Origin of the sequence: Roseococcus sp. YIM B11640 (assembly GCF_049727625.1) — a bacterium.
In the GTDB taxonomy this organism is placed as follows: domain Bacteria; phylum Pseudomonadota; class Alphaproteobacteria; order Acetobacterales; family Acetobacteraceae; genus Roseococcus.
Window position 1 is genome coordinate 1293839 of record NZ_JBBJOZ010000001.1, and the last position, 15854, is coordinate 1309692.

At 69.0% G+C, this 15854-nt stretch carries 16 protein-coding genes; 9 read left to right on the forward strand and 7 right to left on the reverse strand.

Annotated elements, in window-relative coordinates; genetic code table 11:
- Positions 1-44 precede the first annotated feature (44 nt).
- Positions 45-683 (forward strand): VOC family protein, encoded by a 639-nt coding sequence (locus tag WJM96_RS06550; protein ID WP_424811629.1) that lies wholly within the window; start codon positions 45-47, stop codon positions 681-683.
- Positions 684-693: 10 nt separating this feature from the next.
- On the opposite strand, the gene WJM96_RS06555 is transcribed toward WJM96_RS06550, so the two are convergent.
- The 4 genes from WJM96_RS06555 to WJM96_RS06570 are packed head-to-tail and all read right to left on the reverse strand — an operon-like array spanning position 694 to position 4441.
- Positions 694-2361 (reverse strand): M3 family oligoendopeptidase, encoded by a 1668-nt coding sequence (locus tag WJM96_RS06555; protein WP_424811630.1) that lies wholly within the window; start codon positions 2359-2361, stop codon positions 694-696.
- A gap of 2 nt (positions 2362-2363) precedes the next feature.
- Positions 2364-3110: a maleate cis-trans isomerase family protein gene (locus tag WJM96_RS06560; RefSeq protein WP_424811631.1), complete on the reverse strand. Its 747-nt coding sequence runs from the start codon at positions 3108-3110 to the stop codon at positions 2364-2366.
- A gap of 12 nt (positions 3111-3122) precedes the next feature.
- Positions 3123-3752 carry an isochorismatase family protein gene (locus WJM96_RS06565; RefSeq protein ID WP_424811632.1) on the reverse strand — a complete coding sequence of 210 codons (630 nt, stop codon included), beginning with the start codon at positions 3750-3752 and terminating at the stop codon, positions 3123-3125.
- Positions 3749-4441 (reverse strand): GntR family transcriptional regulator, encoded by a 693-nt coding sequence (locus WJM96_RS06570; protein WP_424811633.1) that lies wholly within the window; start codon positions 4439-4441, stop codon positions 3749-3751. The genes WJM96_RS06565 and WJM96_RS06570 overlap by 4 nt, the downstream gene beginning before the upstream one ends.
- Before the next feature lie 76 nt (positions 4442-4517).
- Here WJM96_RS06570 and tcuA point away from each other — a divergent pair, with 76 nt between their 5' ends.
- The 3 genes from tcuA to WJM96_RS06585 are packed head-to-tail and all read left to right on the forward strand — an operon-like array spanning position 4518 to position 8022.
- A complete protein-coding gene (gene tcuA, locus WJM96_RS06575) occupies positions 4518-5912 on the forward strand; it encodes an FAD-dependent tricarballylate dehydrogenase TcuA (RefSeq protein ID WP_424811634.1) in 1395 nt (464 codons plus the stop codon).
- Positions 5899-7002 carry a tricarballylate utilization 4Fe-4S protein TcuB gene (tcuB, locus tag WJM96_RS06580; RefSeq protein ID WP_424811635.1) on the forward strand — a complete coding sequence of 368 codons (1104 nt, stop codon included), beginning with the start codon at positions 5899-5901 and terminating at the stop codon, positions 7000-7002. The genes tcuA and tcuB overlap by 14 nt, the downstream gene beginning before the upstream one ends.
- 60 nt (positions 7003-7062) lie before the next feature.
- The gene (locus WJM96_RS06585) at positions 7063-8022 is read left to right on the forward strand and encodes a Bug family tripartite tricarboxylate transporter substrate binding protein (RefSeq protein WP_424811636.1); all 960 of its coding nucleotides are present in this window, start codon (positions 7063-7065) and stop codon (positions 8020-8022) included.
- A gap of 218 nt (positions 8023-8240) precedes the next feature.
- Here the strand turns inward: WJM96_RS06585 and lpdA are convergent, their stop codons facing one another.
- Positions 8241-9644 (reverse strand): dihydrolipoyl dehydrogenase, encoded by a 1404-nt coding sequence (gene lpdA, locus WJM96_RS06590; protein ID WP_424811637.1) that lies wholly within the window; start codon positions 9642-9644, stop codon positions 8241-8243.
- 155 nt (positions 9645-9799) lie between these two features.
- Between lpdA and WJM96_RS06595 the strand changes: the two genes are divergently transcribed.
- The 5 genes from WJM96_RS06595 (at position 9800) to WJM96_RS06615 (ending at position 13585) form a co-directional block, all read left to right on the forward strand.
- Positions 9800-10144, forward strand: a complete 345-nt coding sequence (locus WJM96_RS06595; RefSeq protein WP_424811638.1) for a hypothetical protein — start codon at positions 9800-9802, stop codon at positions 10142-10144.
- A gap of 11 nt (positions 10145-10155) precedes the next feature.
- Positions 10156-10491 carry a hypothetical protein gene (locus WJM96_RS06600; protein ID WP_424811639.1) on the forward strand — a complete coding sequence of 112 codons (336 nt, stop codon included), beginning with the start codon at positions 10156-10158 and terminating at the stop codon, positions 10489-10491.
- Between the two features lie 150 nt (positions 10492-10641).
- Positions 10642-11586, forward strand: coding sequence for a tripartite tricarboxylate transporter substrate binding protein (locus tag WJM96_RS06605; protein ID WP_424811640.1), 945 nt, complete (start codon positions 10642-10644; stop codon positions 11584-11586).
- A 34-nt stretch (positions 11587-11620) separates the two neighbouring features.
- Complete coding sequence (locus WJM96_RS06610) at positions 11621-12586, forward strand: tripartite tricarboxylate transporter substrate binding protein (protein ID WP_424811641.1); 966 nt, start codon at positions 11621-11623, stop codon at positions 12584-12586.
- A gap of 30 nt (positions 12587-12616) precedes the next feature.
- Positions 12617-13585, forward strand: coding sequence for a tripartite tricarboxylate transporter substrate binding protein (locus WJM96_RS06615; RefSeq protein WP_424811642.1), 969 nt, complete (start codon positions 12617-12619; stop codon positions 13583-13585).
- A 46-nt stretch (positions 13586-13631) separates the two neighbouring features.
- Here WJM96_RS06615 and argF read toward each other — a convergent pair whose 3' ends face one another.
- Complete coding sequence (gene argF, locus WJM96_RS06620) at positions 13632-14576, reverse strand: ornithine carbamoyltransferase (protein ID WP_424811643.1); 945 nt, start codon at positions 14574-14576, stop codon at positions 13632-13634.
- Complete coding sequence (locus WJM96_RS06625; protein WP_424811644.1) at positions 14573-15775, reverse strand: aspartate aminotransferase family protein; 1203 nt, start codon at positions 15773-15775, stop codon at positions 14573-14575. The genes argF and WJM96_RS06625 overlap by 4 nt, the downstream gene beginning before the upstream one ends.
- Positions 15776-15854: the final 79 nt, after the last annotated feature.

The following is a 15854-nucleotide window of genomic DNA, read 5'->3' on the forward strand; positions in this document are numbered from 1 at the left end:
CAAAGATCATGTCCGGCGCCACGCCACTCGGGGCTTTCTGAGCCATGGCCGAGATCGACCACATCGTCATCGGCGCCCGCACCCTCGAGGAGGGTGCCGCCTTCATCGAGCGCGAGCTGGGAGTGAAGCCCCAGCCCGGCGGCCGGCATGACGGCGCCGGCACGCACAACATGCTCGTGGGCATGGGGCCTGACTGCTACCTGGAGGTCATCGCCCCCGATCCCTCGCAGCCCGACCCGCCGCAGCCCCGCCTCTTCGACCTCGACGACCCCGCGACCAGGACCATGCTGGAAGCCGAGCCGCGCCTGCTGACCTGGGTGGCGCGCACGACGGCGATGGATGCGGTGAAGTCCCGCCTGGGGCCGCGCGGCGGCGCGCTGCGCGAGATGCATCGCGGCGACCTGGCCTGGCGCATGATGCTGCCGCCGCAGCGGCAGGACATGGACAATATGATTCCCGCGATGATCGAGTGGAAAGGCGAGCGCGCGGGTAAGCGGCTTCACGACAGCCACCTGCGCCTCGTCGCGCTGGAAGCGGAGCATCCGGAGGTGGATTCGCTGAAGCGTGCGCTCGATGAGCGCGGGCTTGGCGCGGCGCTCACCATCCGCCACGCCTCGCGCGCGCGGCTCATCGCCCGCTTCGCGGGCAAGGGCGGCGCGGAGTTCACCCTGACGAGCGGGTGATTTTTGCCCGCTACAGTCCCAGCGCGCCCTCGGCCTCTCGCACCACCTCCTCCAGCGCGCCCGCGCTGAAGGGAGAGACCAGCCCGGCGGAGCGCACCAGATCCTGGAAGGCGGCCGAGCCGCCGCGTTCGCACAGCGCCACATAGGCATCCAGCGCGCCCTTCGGGTCGCGCCGCGACCTGGCCCAGAACTGCAGCGCGCAGCAGAGCGCCAGCGTGTAGTCGATGTAGTAGAACGGGCTGTTGTAGATGTGGTGCTTGGCCTGCCAGCGCCCGCCCTTCGCCAGGTAGGCGATGTCGCCATAATCCGACCACGGCATGTAGCGCGCCTCCAGCCGCTTCCAGATCGCATGGCGCTCCTCGGGCGTGGCGCCCGGGTTCGCGAAGACCTCGTGCTGGAAGTGATCCACGCAGACGCCGTAGGGCAGGAAGGCCAGCGAGGTGATGAGGTGCATCCGCCGGAAGCGGCCGGCCGCCGCATCCCCCACCAGCAGCCCAATCTGCGGATGCGTCAGGAACTCCAGCCCCATCGAGTGGATCTCGCAGGCCTCCATGGTCGGCCAGAGCTGGTCCACGCCCTTCTGGTGCCGGCTCTCCCAGCACTGGAAGGCGTGGCCCATCTCATGCGTGAAGACGCCGATATCGTGATGCGTGCCGTTGAAGTTCGCGAAGATGAAGGGCGCGCCGACCGTGGGGAAGGAGGTGCAGAAGCCGCCGCCCGCCTTGCCGGGGCGGTTCTTCAGGTCGAGAAAGCCGCCGGCCTCCATCATCCGGTAGAACTCCGCGAGGCGCGGATCCATCCGGTCGAACATGGTCTGCGCGGCGGCGACGAGCGTGTCGTGGTCGCCGATAGGCGCCGGATTGCCGGCGGGGTCCACCAGCGCCTCGTCCCAGTAGCGCAGCTTGTCCCAGCCGAATTCCTGGCGCCGCGCCTCCAGCAGCCGGCCGACCAGTGGCACGACGTGCTCGGCCACCTGGTCGCGATAGCGCGCGACATCGGCGGCGTCGTAATCCACCCGGCGCATGCGGCGATAGGCCAGCGGCGTGAAGCTCTCATCGCCCAGCTTCAGCGCCATGCCGTGCCGGAGCTTCACCAGCGCGTCGTAGATCGCGTCGAGCTCGGCACCGTTCTTTTCGAAGAAGGCCCAGCGCAGGCTTTCCGCGCGGTGCCGCATCTCGCGGTCGTTGCTCTCGGCATAGGGGGCGAGGCCGGAGAGGTTCACCTTGGTCCCGCCGATCTCGAAGCTCGCCGAGGCCAGCAGCTCGGTGTAGCGCGCGGAGAGCTTCGACTCCTCCTCCAGATCCGCCGCGATGACGGGGTCGAAGGTGGTGATGTCGGTTTCCCAGAGCCGCAGCACATGCGGCGTGACCAGCGCCTCGACGCCCGGGCGGTCGGGGTCGTCGATCAGGCGGCGCTTGATGTCCACCTCATGCCCCGTCGCGACGGGAGAGAGCGCATCGGCATATTCGCGCGCGGCCTTGGCCTCGGGGCTGGTGGTGTCCTGCGCGAAGCGAAGATGGACCAGCGCGCTCCAGGTATCGGTCCTGCGGCGCTGGGCGTCCCATTTCGCCACGGCCTCTTCGCGGGCGCCGCTGTCCAGCAGCGTCGCGACCTCGGCGGCGTCGGCGGCGAGGCTTTCCGGGGTGGGCCTGGGCGCGGTGATCTCGTCGAAACGCATGTTCAGAACTCCGCGAGCAGGCGGCCGAAGCCGTCGAGCTTGTCGTGGATGCCATTGGCGCGCAGCGCGTGCCACCAGGTGGCGGTGTTGATGGCGATGACCGGCTTGCCGAGGAAGAGCTCGGCCGCCGCCGCGAGGCGCACCATGGAGAGGTTGGTGCCGACCTGGATGATGGCGTCCACGTCGTCGCCGTCCAGCTCCCGCAGCACGGGCGCCAGCGTCGAGGGCGGGACCTTGGCGATGGCCGTCCAGCTCCGGCACTGGAGCGCGCGGTCGCGCACGACCTCGTAGCCCATGTCGGAGAAGTAACGGATCACCTCGGCATTCATGCTCGGCCAGTAGGGCGAGAGGATCGCGAGGCGCCGGATGCCGCCATAGGCCTTCAGCGCGGCGGTGCAGGAATGCGAGCCGATGCTGATGCGCCGCCCGCTCTCCTGCTCCACGCTGCGGACGAAGCGGTCGGCGCCCTCGGCCCCGTCGAAGAAGGTCACGGCGCTCATGCCCATCACGAGGTAGTCCGGGCTTGCGGTCATGACGCTGCGGACGGCGTCGAGCGTATTGGCGCCGATGACCTCGACGCCGGCGCGGAAGCTCTCGTTGCTCACCGCGTCGGAATCGGGGGTGAAGATGCGGCTGTACTGCGCCGTCACGCCGGGCGGGCGCATCATGTCGAAATCGGGCTGCACCACGGTGTTCGTGGAGGGGCCCATCACGCCGAAGATCTTCCGCCAGCCCAGGATATCGGGCATCGCCTGCTTCCCTCAGTTCCGAGGGCGAACACTCGCGGATATCTGGGCGTGTGTCATGAGGTCCGCATATTTCTGGCCCATGTCGAAGAGATTCGCCTCATGCGGCGCCAGCGCGCGGTCACCCACGCAATCCGTGGCGACGATGGTGCGGAAGTCGTGCTGCATGGAATCCACCACCGTCGCACGCACGCAGCCCGACGTGGTGCAGCCCGCGACGATCAGCGTGTCCACGCGGCGGAAGGTGAGCCAGCCCTTCAGCGGCGTGTCGAAGAAGGCCGAGGCGCCGCGCTTGCGCACGACCAGCTCGCCGGGCGCGGGCGTCAGCTCCGGCAGGATCTGCGAGAGGGGCGAGGTCTCGGTCAGCTTCAGCAGCGAGGGCGCCTTGAGCGTGAAGGCCCCCGCGTCCGAGCCGTCATCGGCATAAACCACGCGGGTATGCGCCACCGGCCAGCCCTGGGCGCGGGCGAAGGCGAGGAGCTTCACCGTCTCCGCGATGGCCGGGGCAATGTTGCCGCCGCCGAAATGCGCGGGGTCGGCGAAGCCCACCACGAAATCCACGATGACCAGTGCCGGGGCTTCGCCCATGCCGGAGGTCTGGCCCATGCCCTGGCGGGCGTAGATCTCGTGGTCCGTCTCGGTCATCGCTGCTCCTGGGGGGTGCCGCCTGGTGCGGCCACAGGTACGCCGCCCGTCTGCACCAGCCAAGCCAGCCGGTGCCGCTGGGCGGATCGCGCATGGCGCTGGGCGACCGCTTCCGCGGCCTCCCCGTCGCGGGCGCGCAGCGCCGCCAGCAGCTCCCGGTGCTCGGCATGCGCTTCCTCGGCCCGCCCGCCGCGCGTCAGCAGCGAGGGCAGGAGCGACATGGCGGCCGAAAGCTGCTCCAGGCTGCGCAGCAGGTAGCGGTTGTGCGCGGCGAGGTAGAGCAGCCCGTGCAGGCTCTGGTTCACCTCGACCAGCCGCGCGGCATCGCCGAGGCAGGCGGGCTCGCGCGCCACCAGCTCCTCCATCGCGGCCAGCTCCACCTCGCTCGCATGCTGGGCGGCGAGGCGCGCGGCCGCGCCCTCCAGGATCTCGCGCATCGCGTAGAGCTCGACCATCTGGGCATGGTCGTGCCGCGTGACGGAGAGGCCGCGGCGCGGCTCGTGCGTCAGCAGCCCCTCCGCCTCCAGCCGCGCGATGGCCTGGCGGATGGGTGTGCGGGAGACGCCGAAGCGGGCGGCGAGGTCGGTCTCCGTCAGGCGCACGCCAGGCGGCAAGGAGCCGTCGCGGATCGCCTCGCGCACGCGCTCATAGGCCTCCTGGCCGCGTCCGATCTGCGTCTGGCCGTCCATGGCGCGATCATAGCCCATATGGACATGCCGGGATACAGCCGGATACAATCCGTTCCGGATGGGAGTAACTGACAGGATGGATTTCACCCGCACCTACGACGTGCTGGTGGTGGGCGGGGGCAACGCGGCCCTTTGCGCCGCCATCACCGCGCGGCAGGCGGGGGCCAGCGTGGTCGTGGCCGAGCACGCGCCCAAACCGATGCGCGGCGGCAACAGCCGTCACACGCGCAATCTTCGCGCGCTGCACCCCAAGCCCACGGGCGTCCTCACCGAGAGCTATCTCGAGGAAGAGTACTGGGACGACCTGCTGCGCGTGACCGGTGGCCGCACCAACGAGGAGCTGGCGCGCATGACCATCCGCGCGAGCCAGCACGCGCCCGGCTTCCTGGCCGATTGCGGCGTGGTCTTCCAGCCGAGCCTTTCCGGCACCCTCAGCCTCAGCCGCACCAACGCCTTCTTCCTAGGCGGCGGCAAGGCGCTGGTGAACGCGCTGTACCGCACGGCCGAGAAGCTCGGCATCACCATCCTCTACGACACCGAGGTGCAGCACATCGAGCTGCGCGACGGCTTCGCGACCGAGGCCATCGTCTCCTGGCGCGGCTTCCCCGAGCGCATCCGCTTCAAGGCCATCGTGGCCTCGGCGGGCGGGTTCCAGGCGAACCGCGAATGGCTGCGGGAATACTGGGGCGACGCGGCCGACAACTTCCAGATCCGCGGCACGCCCTATGCCCAGGGGACGGTGCTGAAGGACCTGCTCGCCGGCGGCGTGCAGGAGGTGGGCGATCCCACGCAGTTCCACGCCGTCGCCAACGACGCACGCGCGCCGATGGTGGATGGCGGGCTCGCCATGCGGCTCGACTGCGTGCCCTTCTCCATCGTCGTGAACAAGAGGGTCGACCGCTTCTACGACGAGGGCGAGGATGTCTGGCCCAAGCGGTACGCCATCTGGGGGCGGCTCATCGCGCAGCAGCCCGACCAGCGCGCCTTCGCCATCACCGACAGCCAGGCGCTGCACAACTACCTTCCCAGCGTCTTCCCGCCGGAGAAGGCGGACAGCATCGCGGAGCTGGCGGGCAAGCTCGGCCTCGATGCCGCGAAGCTCCAGGCGGTGGTGGACGAGTACAACGCCGCCGTTCAGCCCGGCACCTTCCACGGCAACAAGCTGGACGATTGCCGTACCAAGGGCCTCGCGATCGAGAAAACGCACTGGGCGCGCCGCATCGACACGCCGCCCTTCTACGGCCACCCGCTGGCGCCGGGCATCACCTTCACCTTCCTGGGCGTGAAGGTGAACGAGCGCGCGCAGGTGATGATGGCCGACGGCAAGCCCAGCGGGAATCTCTTCGCCTCCGGCGAGATCATGGCCGGCAACATCCTCGGCCAGGGCTATCTCGCGGGCTTCGGCATGACCATCGGCACCGTCTTCGGTCGCCTCGCGGGAGAGGGGGCAGCCAAGTATGTCCGCAACTGAATCCGAAGCCGTCATCGAAGCCCGGCGGCAGATGGAGATCTGCAACGCCTGCCGCTATTGCGAGGGCTATTGCGCCGTCTTCCCCGCCATGACGCTGCGCCGCGAGTTCACGACGGGCGACCTCACGCACCTCGCGAACCTCTGCCATTCCTGCAAGGGCTGCTACCACGCGTGCCAGTACGCGCCGCCGCATCCCTTCGGCGTGAACATCCCCGCGACCTTCGCGACCATCCGCCAGGAATCCTACGCCGAATACGCCTGGCCCGCCCCGATGGGGCGCCTGTTCGAGCGCAACGGCACGCTGGTGACGCTGACGGCGGTGCTGGCCGTGACGGCCGTGCTGCTGCTGACCATGGGCCTGCAGGATCCCGCGATCCTGTACACGGCGCAGACCGGCACGGGCGCCTTCTTCCGCGTGATTCCCTACTGGCTGATGACGGGCATGGCGGGGCTGACCTTCGGCTACGCCATCGTCGCGATGACGATGGGCGCCATCCGCTTCTGGCGCGGCACGGCGCCGGGGAAAGGACAGAAGCCCATCACCGCGCAGCCCGTCGCGACGGCGGCGGTGGACATCCTGACGCTGCGCAACCTGGGCGGCGGCGGGCATGGCTGCAACGACCTGGACGACAGCTTCGCGCAGACGCGGCGCTGGTTCCACCAGTCCATGTTCTACGGCTTCATGCTCTGCTTCGCGGCCACGACCACGGGCGCGATCTACCACCATCTCTTCGGCTGGAAGTCGCCGCACGCCTTCCTGAGCCTGCCGGTGCAGTTCGGCACCTGGGGCGGCGTGCTGCTGTGCATCGGCACGGCGGGGCTGCTCTGGGTGAAGACGGTCACCGATCCGGGCCCCGTGGCGAAGCGGCTGCTGGGCGGCGAGTACGCCATGCTCGGCCTGCTCTTCTCCGTCTCCATCACGGGGCTTCTGCTGCTGGTGGTGCGGCACACGGGCGCGATGGGGGTGATGCTGGCGCTGCATCTCGGCCTCGTGCTCGCGCTCTTCCTGGTGCTGCCCTACAGCAAGATGGTGCATGGCGTGTATCGCGGCCTCGCGCTGCTGCGGAACGCGCAGGAGAAGCGGAGTTGAGCTGGACAGGCCCCGTGTTTCGGGGCCTGCTTCCGATCAAATAAGATCGGGGAAGCTTCCATGATCCAGCGCCGCGCGGCCCTCGCGCTGCTCGCCACGCCCGCCGTCGCGCGGGCGCAGGGCTTTCCCGCGCGGCCCTTGCGGCTGGTCATTCCCTTCACCGCGGGCGGCAGCAACGACATCGTGGGCCGCATCCTGGCCGAGGCGATGTCGGCGCGGCTCGGCCAGGCCATCGTGATCGAGAACCGGGGCGGGGCAGGGGGGATCCTCGGCAACGATCTCGTCGCGAAGGCGCCGGCCGATGGCTACACGCTGCTGCTCGCGGGCAGCGGCAGCTTCGTGATCTCGAGCCTCGTGCATCCGCGCGTCCCCTATGACGTGGCAAACGGGTTCTCGGCCATCGGCCTCGTCGGCGCGGGGCCGAACGTCATCGCGGTGAATCCGTCCGTGCCCGTCCGCAACCTTGCCGAGCTGCGCGACCATGCGCGCGCGCATCCCACCATCACCTTCGGCACGCCCGGCGCGGGCACGACGGCGCATGCGCTGGGGGCGATGATCGCGGTCACGCTCGGCTTTCCGATCGAGTTCGTGCACTACCGGGGGACCGCGCCCGCGCTGACGGACGTGGTGGCGGGCCGCGTGCAGATGATCACCAATGCGGCCGCGCCTTTCCTGCCCTTCCTCGCTGCAGGCCGGCTGCGCGCGCTGGCCATCGCGGGCCGGCAGCGCGCCTCCATCCTGCCGGAGCTCGGCACCTCGGTGGAGCAAGGCTTCCCCGAGATCGAGAGCGCGACCTGGTACGGCCTGCTCGCGCCGACGGGGACGCCGCAGGAGGCGGTGCTGCGCGTCCATGCCGCGCTCAACGCGGCCCTGTCGGACGAGACGGTCCGGGCGCGCCTGGTGGAGAACGGCGTGGAGATCGAGACGAGCCCCACGCCGGACGATTTCGCGCGCTTCCTGGTGACCGAGCGCGAGCGCTGGGGCGGCGTGGTGCAGCGGGCGAACCTCCGCTCCGAATAGCGGTCGCCCCGACATGCGCCGGTCATGACGGCGGCCGCGTCACGTCGCGCTTGAGAAATAAGGACAAATTTCCTATAATGGCGGCTCGCTGGTGGCGAGGTGCGTCCGCGTCGGCGAGCGGTAAGATAGTAAGATGGTAAGATAGTAAGGCGGCCCCGGCTCGATCCGGCGCGCGGCGAAGCCGAGCGCGCGGATGCGCGCGCCCGGCGTTCGAGGGCTTAGATGTGCAAAGCCCGGCCTTCGACGGCGAGGGCGGCTTCCTTCACCGCCTCGCTCAGCGTCGGGTGGGCGTGGCAGGTGCGGGCCACGTCCTCGCTGCTCGCCCCGAACTCGATGGCCATGGCCAGCTCCGCGATCAGCGTGCCGGCATCCGGGCCGATGATGTGCGCGCCCAGGACCTGGTCGGTCTTGGCGTCGGCGATCACCTTCACGAAGCCGTCCGTCTCGGCCATGGCGCGGGCGCGGGCATTGGCCGTGAAGGGGAACTTGCCGACCTTGTAGGCGACGCCCTTGGCCTTCAGCTCCTCCTCGGTCTTTCCGACCGCGGCGACCTCGGGCCAGGTGTAGATGACCGAGGGGATGGCGTCGTAGTTGATGTGCGGCTTCTGCCCGGCGAGCATCTCGGCCAGAGCCGAGCCCTCGTCCTCGGCCTTGTGGGCCAGCATGGCGCCGTCGATCGCGTCGCCGATGGCGTAGATGCCGGGCACGTTCGTCTCGAAATGCGGGCCGACCTCGACGCGGCCGCGCGGGGTCAGCTTCACGCCGACCTTGTCGAGCCCGAGCCCCTCCAGATAGGGGCGGCGGCCGATGGCCAGCAGCACGATGTCGGCCGAGAGCGTCTCGGCCGCGCCGCCGGCGGCGGGTTCCAGCGTCAGGTCCACGCCCTTGTCGGTGACCTTGGCGGCCGTGACCTTGGTCTTGAGCTTGAGCTTCATGCCCTGCTTCTGGAGCACGCGGTCGAACTGCTTGCCGACCTCGGCGTCCAGGCCGGGGGCCAGGCGGTCCAGGAACTCGACGACCGTGACCTCGGCGCCCAGCCGCTTCCAGACGGAGCCGAGCTCGAGCCCGATCACGCCGCCGCCGATGACGACCAGGTGGCCCGGGACCGTCTCCAGCTCCAGCGCGCCGGTGGAGGTCACGATCTTCTTCTCGTCCACCTCGACGCCGGGGAGCGGGATGCTCTCGCTGCCGGTGGCGATGACGATGTGCTTGGCGGCGTATTCCTTGCCGTCCACGGCGACCTTGCCAGGCGCCGGGATGCTGCCCGCGCCCTTGAGCCAGGTGATCTTGTTCTTCTTGAAGAGGAACTCGACGCCCTTCACGTTGGCGCCGACCACATCCGCCTTGTGCTTCATCATCTGCGGCAGGTCGAAGGAGACCTCGCCCACCACGACGCCATGGGTCGCGAACTTGTGCTTCGCCTCGTCGTAGTGCTCGGTCGAGTGGAGCAGGGCCTTGGAGGGGATGCAGCCCACGTTCAGGCAGGTGCCGCCGAGCGTCGCGCGCTTCTCGACGCAGGCCACCTTCATGCCGAGCTGGGCGGCCCGGATGGCGCAGACATAGCCGCCAGGGCCGGCGCCGATGACGATGACGTCGAAGCTGTCAGGGACGGTCGCGGACATTGGAAATCCTCTTAGAAAGCCGCCGCAAACTGACGCGGGGCGGGAAAGGGCGCAAGCCGGGCCTTATGGCCTTGCCTATCGGCGGCATGGAAGGCTTCGATTGGTCCCAGGCCTGCCAGTTTGGCAAGATGTGGGCATACGGAAAGGAAACTCCCATGCGACGAATCTGGCTGGCTGCCATGCTGATGGCTCCCCTGGCCGCCCCCGCCCAGGCCCAGTCCTACCCGGCCGGCACCGTCCTCGCCTGCAGCACGGCCTTCGAGATGACGTGGACCAGCGTCTATGAGCGTGGCTACTACTCGAACCGGGTCGACCTGGTGAACAAGCTGAGCCAGCCCGTGGAGATCGCCCACGTCTTCACCGGGCCCGGCGCCATCGGGTCGGCGCCGCGGGTCATCGCCGCGCGGGCGCCCGCCCGGCGCGAGGTGTCCCGGACGACCAACCGCTATTCCCCGAACGAGATCATCGCCGCGACGCGGCTGACCTGCACCGCGCGCTGAAGGAGGCCGCCATGCGCCCGACACTTCTCGCAGCCCTGCTCATGCTGCCCGCGGCGAGCCTGGCGCAGGCGCAGACGCCCGTCGAATGCCGCCAGGTGCTGGACATCACCAACTGGTCCAGCGAGTTCAGCCGGGGCTATTTCACCAACCGGGTGGACCTGCGGAACATCAGCCAGGGCCGCATCGCGGTGACGCACCGGTTCAGCGATGGCGGCGAGATCATCTCTCCAGCCTCCGAGCTCGCTCCGAATGGCTTCACCCGGCGGGAGCTGGCGCGGACGGCGAACCGGCTCGCCGTGTCGGCGCTCCAGTCCAAGACCACGCTGACCTGCGTCGTGATGCCCTAGCGTCCCGATGAGCCGTCCCATGGGGTGAAAGGGCTTGGCACCGGCCGCCGATCCATGCCCCAATCCCAAGATGACCGCGCCGTCAGATGCGCGACACTTGGAGGAAGGTTCATGTGGCAGCCGCAGCCCCGGTTTGCGCGCCGTGATCTGTTGTTGGGAGCCGCGGCGCTGCCATTGGCGGCGCCTGCCCTGGCCCAGACGCGCTATCCCGACAAGCCGATCCGCCTGATCATTCCCTGGACGCCGGGCAGCAGCTCGGACGTGCAGCTCCGCAATCTGGCGGACCTCGCGAGCCGCGCGCTCGGCCAGCCCGTGGTGGCGGAGAACCGGGCCGGCGCCGGCGGCACGCTACATGCCGTGACGCTGGCGCGCGAGGCGCGGCCGGATGGCTACACGATCGGGCAGATGCATCTCTCGGTGGTGCGGCGGCCCTATCTGGTCCGCACGCCGCAATGGGATGCGACGACCGACTTCACACATATCATCGGCCTAACAGGCTGGCTCTACGGCGTGGCCGTGAAGGCCGACAGCCCCTTCCAGACCTTCCAGGACATGATCGCCTATGCCCGCGCCAACCCGGGCCGGCTGAGCTTCGCGACCTCGGGAATCGCCACGACCAACCACCTCGCCATGGAGGATATCGCGGCGAAGGAGCGGATCGAGCTGACGCACGTGCCCTTCCGCGGCTCCAGCGAGGGCGTGACGGGCGTGCTCAGCGGCAACGTCACCATGATCGCCGACAGCAGCACCTGGGCGCCCCAGGTCGAGGCTGGCGCCATGCGCGTGCTCTGCGTCTGGACTGCGGAGCGCGTGGCCCGCTTCCCCAACGTGCCGACGCTGAAGGAGCTCGGCTACGACATGGTCGTCACCTCGCCCTACGGCATCAGCGGCCCGGCGCGGATGGATCCGGGCGTGGTCCGCGTGCTGCACGATACGCTGCGGGATGGGCTGATGAGCGCCGAGAACGCGCGTGTCCGCGGCCAGTTCGACATGCCGCTCGCCTATCTCGATACCGAGCAATACCAGGACTTCATCATCCGGCGCGCCGCCTATGAGCGCGAGATCGTCAACCGCCTCGGCATCCGGATGGAATGAGAGAGGCGGAAGAATGTTCTTGGGAGAATATGGAATGAAGCGTCGATCCCTTTTGGCCCTGCCGCTTGCGGCGCCGCTTCTCTCGGCACCAGCGCTGGCGCAGGCCCGTTATCCGGATCGGCCCATTCGCCTCATCATCCCCTGGCCTCCGGGCGGCAGCGCGGATTCCCAGCTGCGCTCGATCGGCGAGATCGCGGGCCGCGCGCTCGGCCAGACCGTGGTGATCGAGAACCGCGGCGGCGCGGGCGGCACGCTGCACGCGGTGCACCTGGCGCGCGAGGCCCGGCCGGACGGCTACACGCTCGGCCAGATGCATCTCTCGGTGATCCGGCGCCCCTTCCTGGTCCGCACGCCGCAATGGGACGCCACGAAGGACTTCACGCACATCATCGGCATGACGGGCTGGCTCTTCGGCGTGGCGGTGAAGGCCGACAGTCCCTTCCAGACTTTCCCGGAAATGATCGCCTATGCCCGCGCCAACCCGGGCAAGCTGAGCTTCGCGACCTCGGGCATCGCGACTTCCAATCACCTTGCCATGGAAGACCTGATCGCGCGGGAGCGGATCGAGCTGACCCATGTTCCCTTCCGCGGCGCCAATGAGGGCGTGACGGCGGTGCTTGGCGGCAATGTGGACATGATCGCGGACAGCAGCACCTGGGCCGGCAATGTGGAGGCCGGGCAGATGCGCCTGCTCTGCGTCTGGTCGGCCGAGCGCGCGCCGCGCTTCCCGAACGTGCCGACGCTGAAGGAGCTCGGCTACGACATGGAGGTCACGTCGCCCTACGGCGTCAGCGGCCCGCCGCGGATGGACCCGGGCGTGGTGAAGGTGCTGCACGATGCGATGCGCGACGCGCTGATGAGCCAGGAGAACACGCGCGTGCGCGCGCAGTTCGACATGCCGCTCGTGTACCTCAATACCGAGCAGTACCAGGACTTCGTCGTCCGCCGCGCGGCCTATGAGCGCGACATCGTGACCAGGCTCGGCATCCGCATGGAATAGGGCGCGGCCATTTCACGGGGAGACGTTCATATGAAAAGAAGAAACCTACTCGCGGCGCTGCCCCTGGCGGCGACCGCGCTTTCGGCGCCTGCACTTGCCCAGGGCCGCTATCCGAACCGGCCGATCCGTTTTCTCATCCCCTGGCCGCCGGGCGGCAGCCTCGACGCGCTGCACCGGCAGATGTTCGAGATCGCGGGGCGCGACCTGGGCCAGAGCTTCGTCATCGAGAACATGCCGGGCGCGCGCGGCACCCGCGCGGCCTTCTTCCTCACGCAGCAGGCCCGGCCCGACGGCTACACGCTGGCGCATCATCACCTCTCCATCCTGCGGCATCCGTATCTGACGCGGCAGCCGACCTGGGATCCGGTGACCGATTTCACCTATGTCATGCAGATCACGGGCTTCGTCTTCGGAACGGCCGTGCGTGCCGACAGCCGGTGGCAGACCTTCGACGACCTGATGAACGAGGCGCGCGAGAAGCCGGGCACGCTCAGCTACTCGACCTCCGGCATCGCGACGACCAACCACCTGGCGATGGAGGACATCCTGACGCGCCGGGGCGGGCGGATGGAGCACATCCCGACACGCGGGTCGCAGGAAGGTGTGACCATGCTGCTCGGCCGGCAGATCGACGTGGTGGCGGATTCGCAGAGCTGGCGCCCGCAGGTGGAGAGCGGGGAGTTCCGGCTGCTCTCGGCCTGGACTCTGACGCGCCTCGGTTCGGCGCCGAATGCGCCGACGCTGCTCGAGCTCGGCTTTGGGATGAGCGTTACCTCGCCCTATGGCATCGTAGGGCCGAAGGGGATGCCGCCGGAGGTGGTGGACGTGCTGCACCGCTCGCTGAAGAAGGCCCTGGACGACGAGCTGTGCCAGGCGATCGTGACGCGGTGGGAACTGCCGAACGAGTATCTCGGCCCGCAGGAATACCTGGCCTTCGCGCGGGAGCGGGTGCTCTACGAGCAAGATATGGTGCGGCGACTGAACCTGAGTATCGATTGAGGCTCAGGTCGCGGGGGTTGGGGCGGATAACCCCAACCCTTTTCGGTCAGGCGAGCCCGAGGGCCCAGAGCAGCACGCCCTTCTGCGCGTGCAGGCGGTTCTCCGCCTCGTCGAACACCACGCTCTGCGGCCCGTCCATCACCTCGTCGGTGATCTCCTCGCCGCGATGCGCCGGCAGGCAGTGCATCACGATGGCGTCCGATGCCGCATGCTTCAGCAGGGCCGAGTTGACCTGGTAGGGCGCCAGCAGGTTGTGCCGCTGGCGTGCCGAGGTCTTGTCGTCGCTCATGGAGACCCAGGTGTCGGTCACGACGCAGCGCGCGCCGGAGACGGCCTCCTGCGGGCTGTTGGTCAGCTCGATCCGGGCACCCTGGCCGCGCGCCCAGTTGATGAGGCCGGCGTCGGGCGCGAGCTCGGGCGGGGTCGCGACGCGCAGCGTGAAGTCGAAGCGCGCGGCGGCCTGGATGAAGCTCTGGGCCACGTTGTTGCCGTCGCCCGTCCAGGCCACGGTCTGGCCGGCGATGGGGCCGCGATGCTCCTCGAAGGTCATCACATCCGCCATGAGCTGGCAGGGGTGGGAGACATCGGTGAGGCCGTTGATGACCGGCACTGTCGCGTATTCCGCGAGCTCGCGCATCTTGGAGACGCGGTCCGTGCGCAGGATGATCGCGTCCACATAGCGGGAGAGCACGCGCGCGGTATCCGCCGGCGTCTCGCCGCGTCCCAGTTGCGTGTCCTTGCCGGCCAGCGTCACGACGTCGCCGCCGAGCTGGCGGATGCCCACCTCGAAGCTGACGCGGGTGCGGGTAGAGGGCTTCTCGAAGATCATGGCGATGTGCTTGCCGGCCAGCGGCTTGCCCGCCAGGTCCCCGCGCTTGGCGCGGGAACCGAGGTCGAGCATGCGGCGCAGGGTCAGCGCGTCATGGTCCATGAGCTCGAGAAAGTGGCGCGGCGCGCCACTTCCCTCGACGGGCTTGAGCACGGCGCTCACTTCGCCAGCGCCGGAGACTTGGCGGGCGTGAGCGCCGTGAGCGCGCGGTCCATCATCCCGAGCGCTTCGTCGACCTGGGCTTCCGTGATGATGAGCGGCGGCGCGACGCGCAGCACGTTCATGCCGGCGGCGACGGTCAGCAGCCCCTCCTTCACGCAGGCGGTCTGCAGATCGCCATTGGTGACCTCGGGCTTGAGCTTGAGGCCGACGAGCAGCCCCGCGCCCTGTGCCTTCTCGACGATGGCCGAATGGCGCTCGGCCAGAGCCGTCAGCCCCTTCCACAGGTAGCGCGCGACGCGGTCCACCTGGGCGAGGAAGCCATCGGCCAGCACCACGTCCAGCACGGCATTGCCGGCCGCGCAGGCCAGCGGATTGCCGCCATAGGTGGTGCCGTGCGTGCCGGGCTTGAGGTGCTTGGCCACCTTCTCCTTGGCCAGGATGGCGCCGAGCGGGAACCCGCCGCCGATGCCCTTGGCCGAGGAGATGACGTCCGGCTCGATCCCGGCCCATTCATGGGCCCAGAGCTTGCCGGAGCGGCCCATGCCGGTCTGCACCTCGTCCAGCGCCAGCAGCAGGCCGAACTCGTCGCAGACCGCGCGCAGCTCGCGCAGGAAGCGGAGATCCGCGGGGCGGACGCCGCCTTCGCCCTGGATGGGCTCGATCATGATGCCGCCGGTCGCGGGCGTGATCGCGGCGCGCACGGCGTTCATGTTGCCGAAGGGCACGTGGTCGAAGCCGTCCACCGGCGGGCCGAAGCCGGCCAGGTACTTCTCGTTGCCCGTCGCCGAGAGGGTGGCGAGCGTGCGGCCGTGGAAGGCGCCCTCGAAGCAGATCATCCGGAACTTCTCCGGATGCCCGTTCTCCGAGTGGTACTTCCGGACGGCCTTGATCATGCCCTCGTTCGCCTCGGCGCCCGAATTGCAGAAGAAGACCGAGTCAGCGAAGGAGGCGGCCACGTGCCGGGCCGCGAGCTTTTCCGCCTGCGGCACCCGGTAGAGGTTGCTCACATGCATCACCTTGGCAGCCTGGTCCGCGATGGTCTTCACCAGGTGCGGATGGGCGTGGCCGATGGAGGAGGTGGCGATGCCGGAGCCGAAGTCGAGGAATCGTCGCCCGTCTTCCGTCCACACATAGGCGCCTTCGCCACGCTCGAAAGCGAGGTCGGCACGGTTGTAGGTCGGCATCAGGGCGGGGATCACGCTTCAGCGCTCCTCTTGGAGTCCTCTTTCCGCAGGATGCGGGAAGAAACCCCCAATTTGATGCAAAAGCGGGCTCAGG

Coding starts and splice junctions, on each gene's coding strand:
- WJM96_RS06550 (WP_424811629.1), top strand. CDS start 45: ATGGCCGAGATCGACCACATCGTCATCGGCGCCCGCACCCTCGAGGAG.
- WJM96_RS06555 (WP_424811630.1), bottom strand. CDS start 2,361: ATGCGTTTCGACGAGATCACCGCGCCCAGGCCCACCCCGGAAAGCCTC.
- WJM96_RS06560 (WP_424811631.1), bottom strand. CDS start 3,110: ATGCCCGATATCCTGGGCTGGCGGAAGATCTTCGGCGTGATGGGCCCC.
- WJM96_RS06565 (WP_424811632.1), bottom strand. CDS start 3,752: ATGACCGAGACGGACCACGAGATCTACGCCCGCCAGGGCATGGGCCAG.
- WJM96_RS06570 (WP_424811633.1), bottom strand. CDS start 4,441: ATGGACGGCCAGACGCAGATCGGACGCGGCCAGGAGGCCTATGAGCGC.
- tcuA (WP_424811634.1), top strand. CDS start 4,518: ATGGATTTCACCCGCACCTACGACGTGCTGGTGGTGGGCGGGGGCAAC.
- tcuB (WP_424811635.1), top strand. CDS start 5,899: ATGTCCGCAACTGAATCCGAAGCCGTCATCGAAGCCCGGCGGCAGATG.
- WJM96_RS06585 (WP_424811636.1), top strand. CDS start 7,063: ATGATCCAGCGCCGCGCGGCCCTCGCGCTGCTCGCCACGCCCGCCGTC.
- lpdA (WP_424811637.1), bottom strand. CDS start 9,644: ATGTCCGCGACCGTCCCTGACAGCTTCGACGTCATCGTCATCGGCGCC.
- WJM96_RS06595 (WP_424811638.1), top strand. CDS start 9,800: ATGCGACGAATCTGGCTGGCTGCCATGCTGATGGCTCCCCTGGCCGCC.
- WJM96_RS06600 (WP_424811639.1), top strand. CDS start 10,156: ATGCGCCCGACACTTCTCGCAGCCCTGCTCATGCTGCCCGCGGCGAGC.
- WJM96_RS06610 (WP_424811641.1), top strand. CDS start 11,621: ATGAAGCGTCGATCCCTTTTGGCCCTGCCGCTTGCGGCGCCGCTTCTC.
- WJM96_RS06615 (WP_424811642.1), top strand. CDS start 12,617: ATGAAAAGAAGAAACCTACTCGCGGCGCTGCCCCTGGCGGCGACCGCG.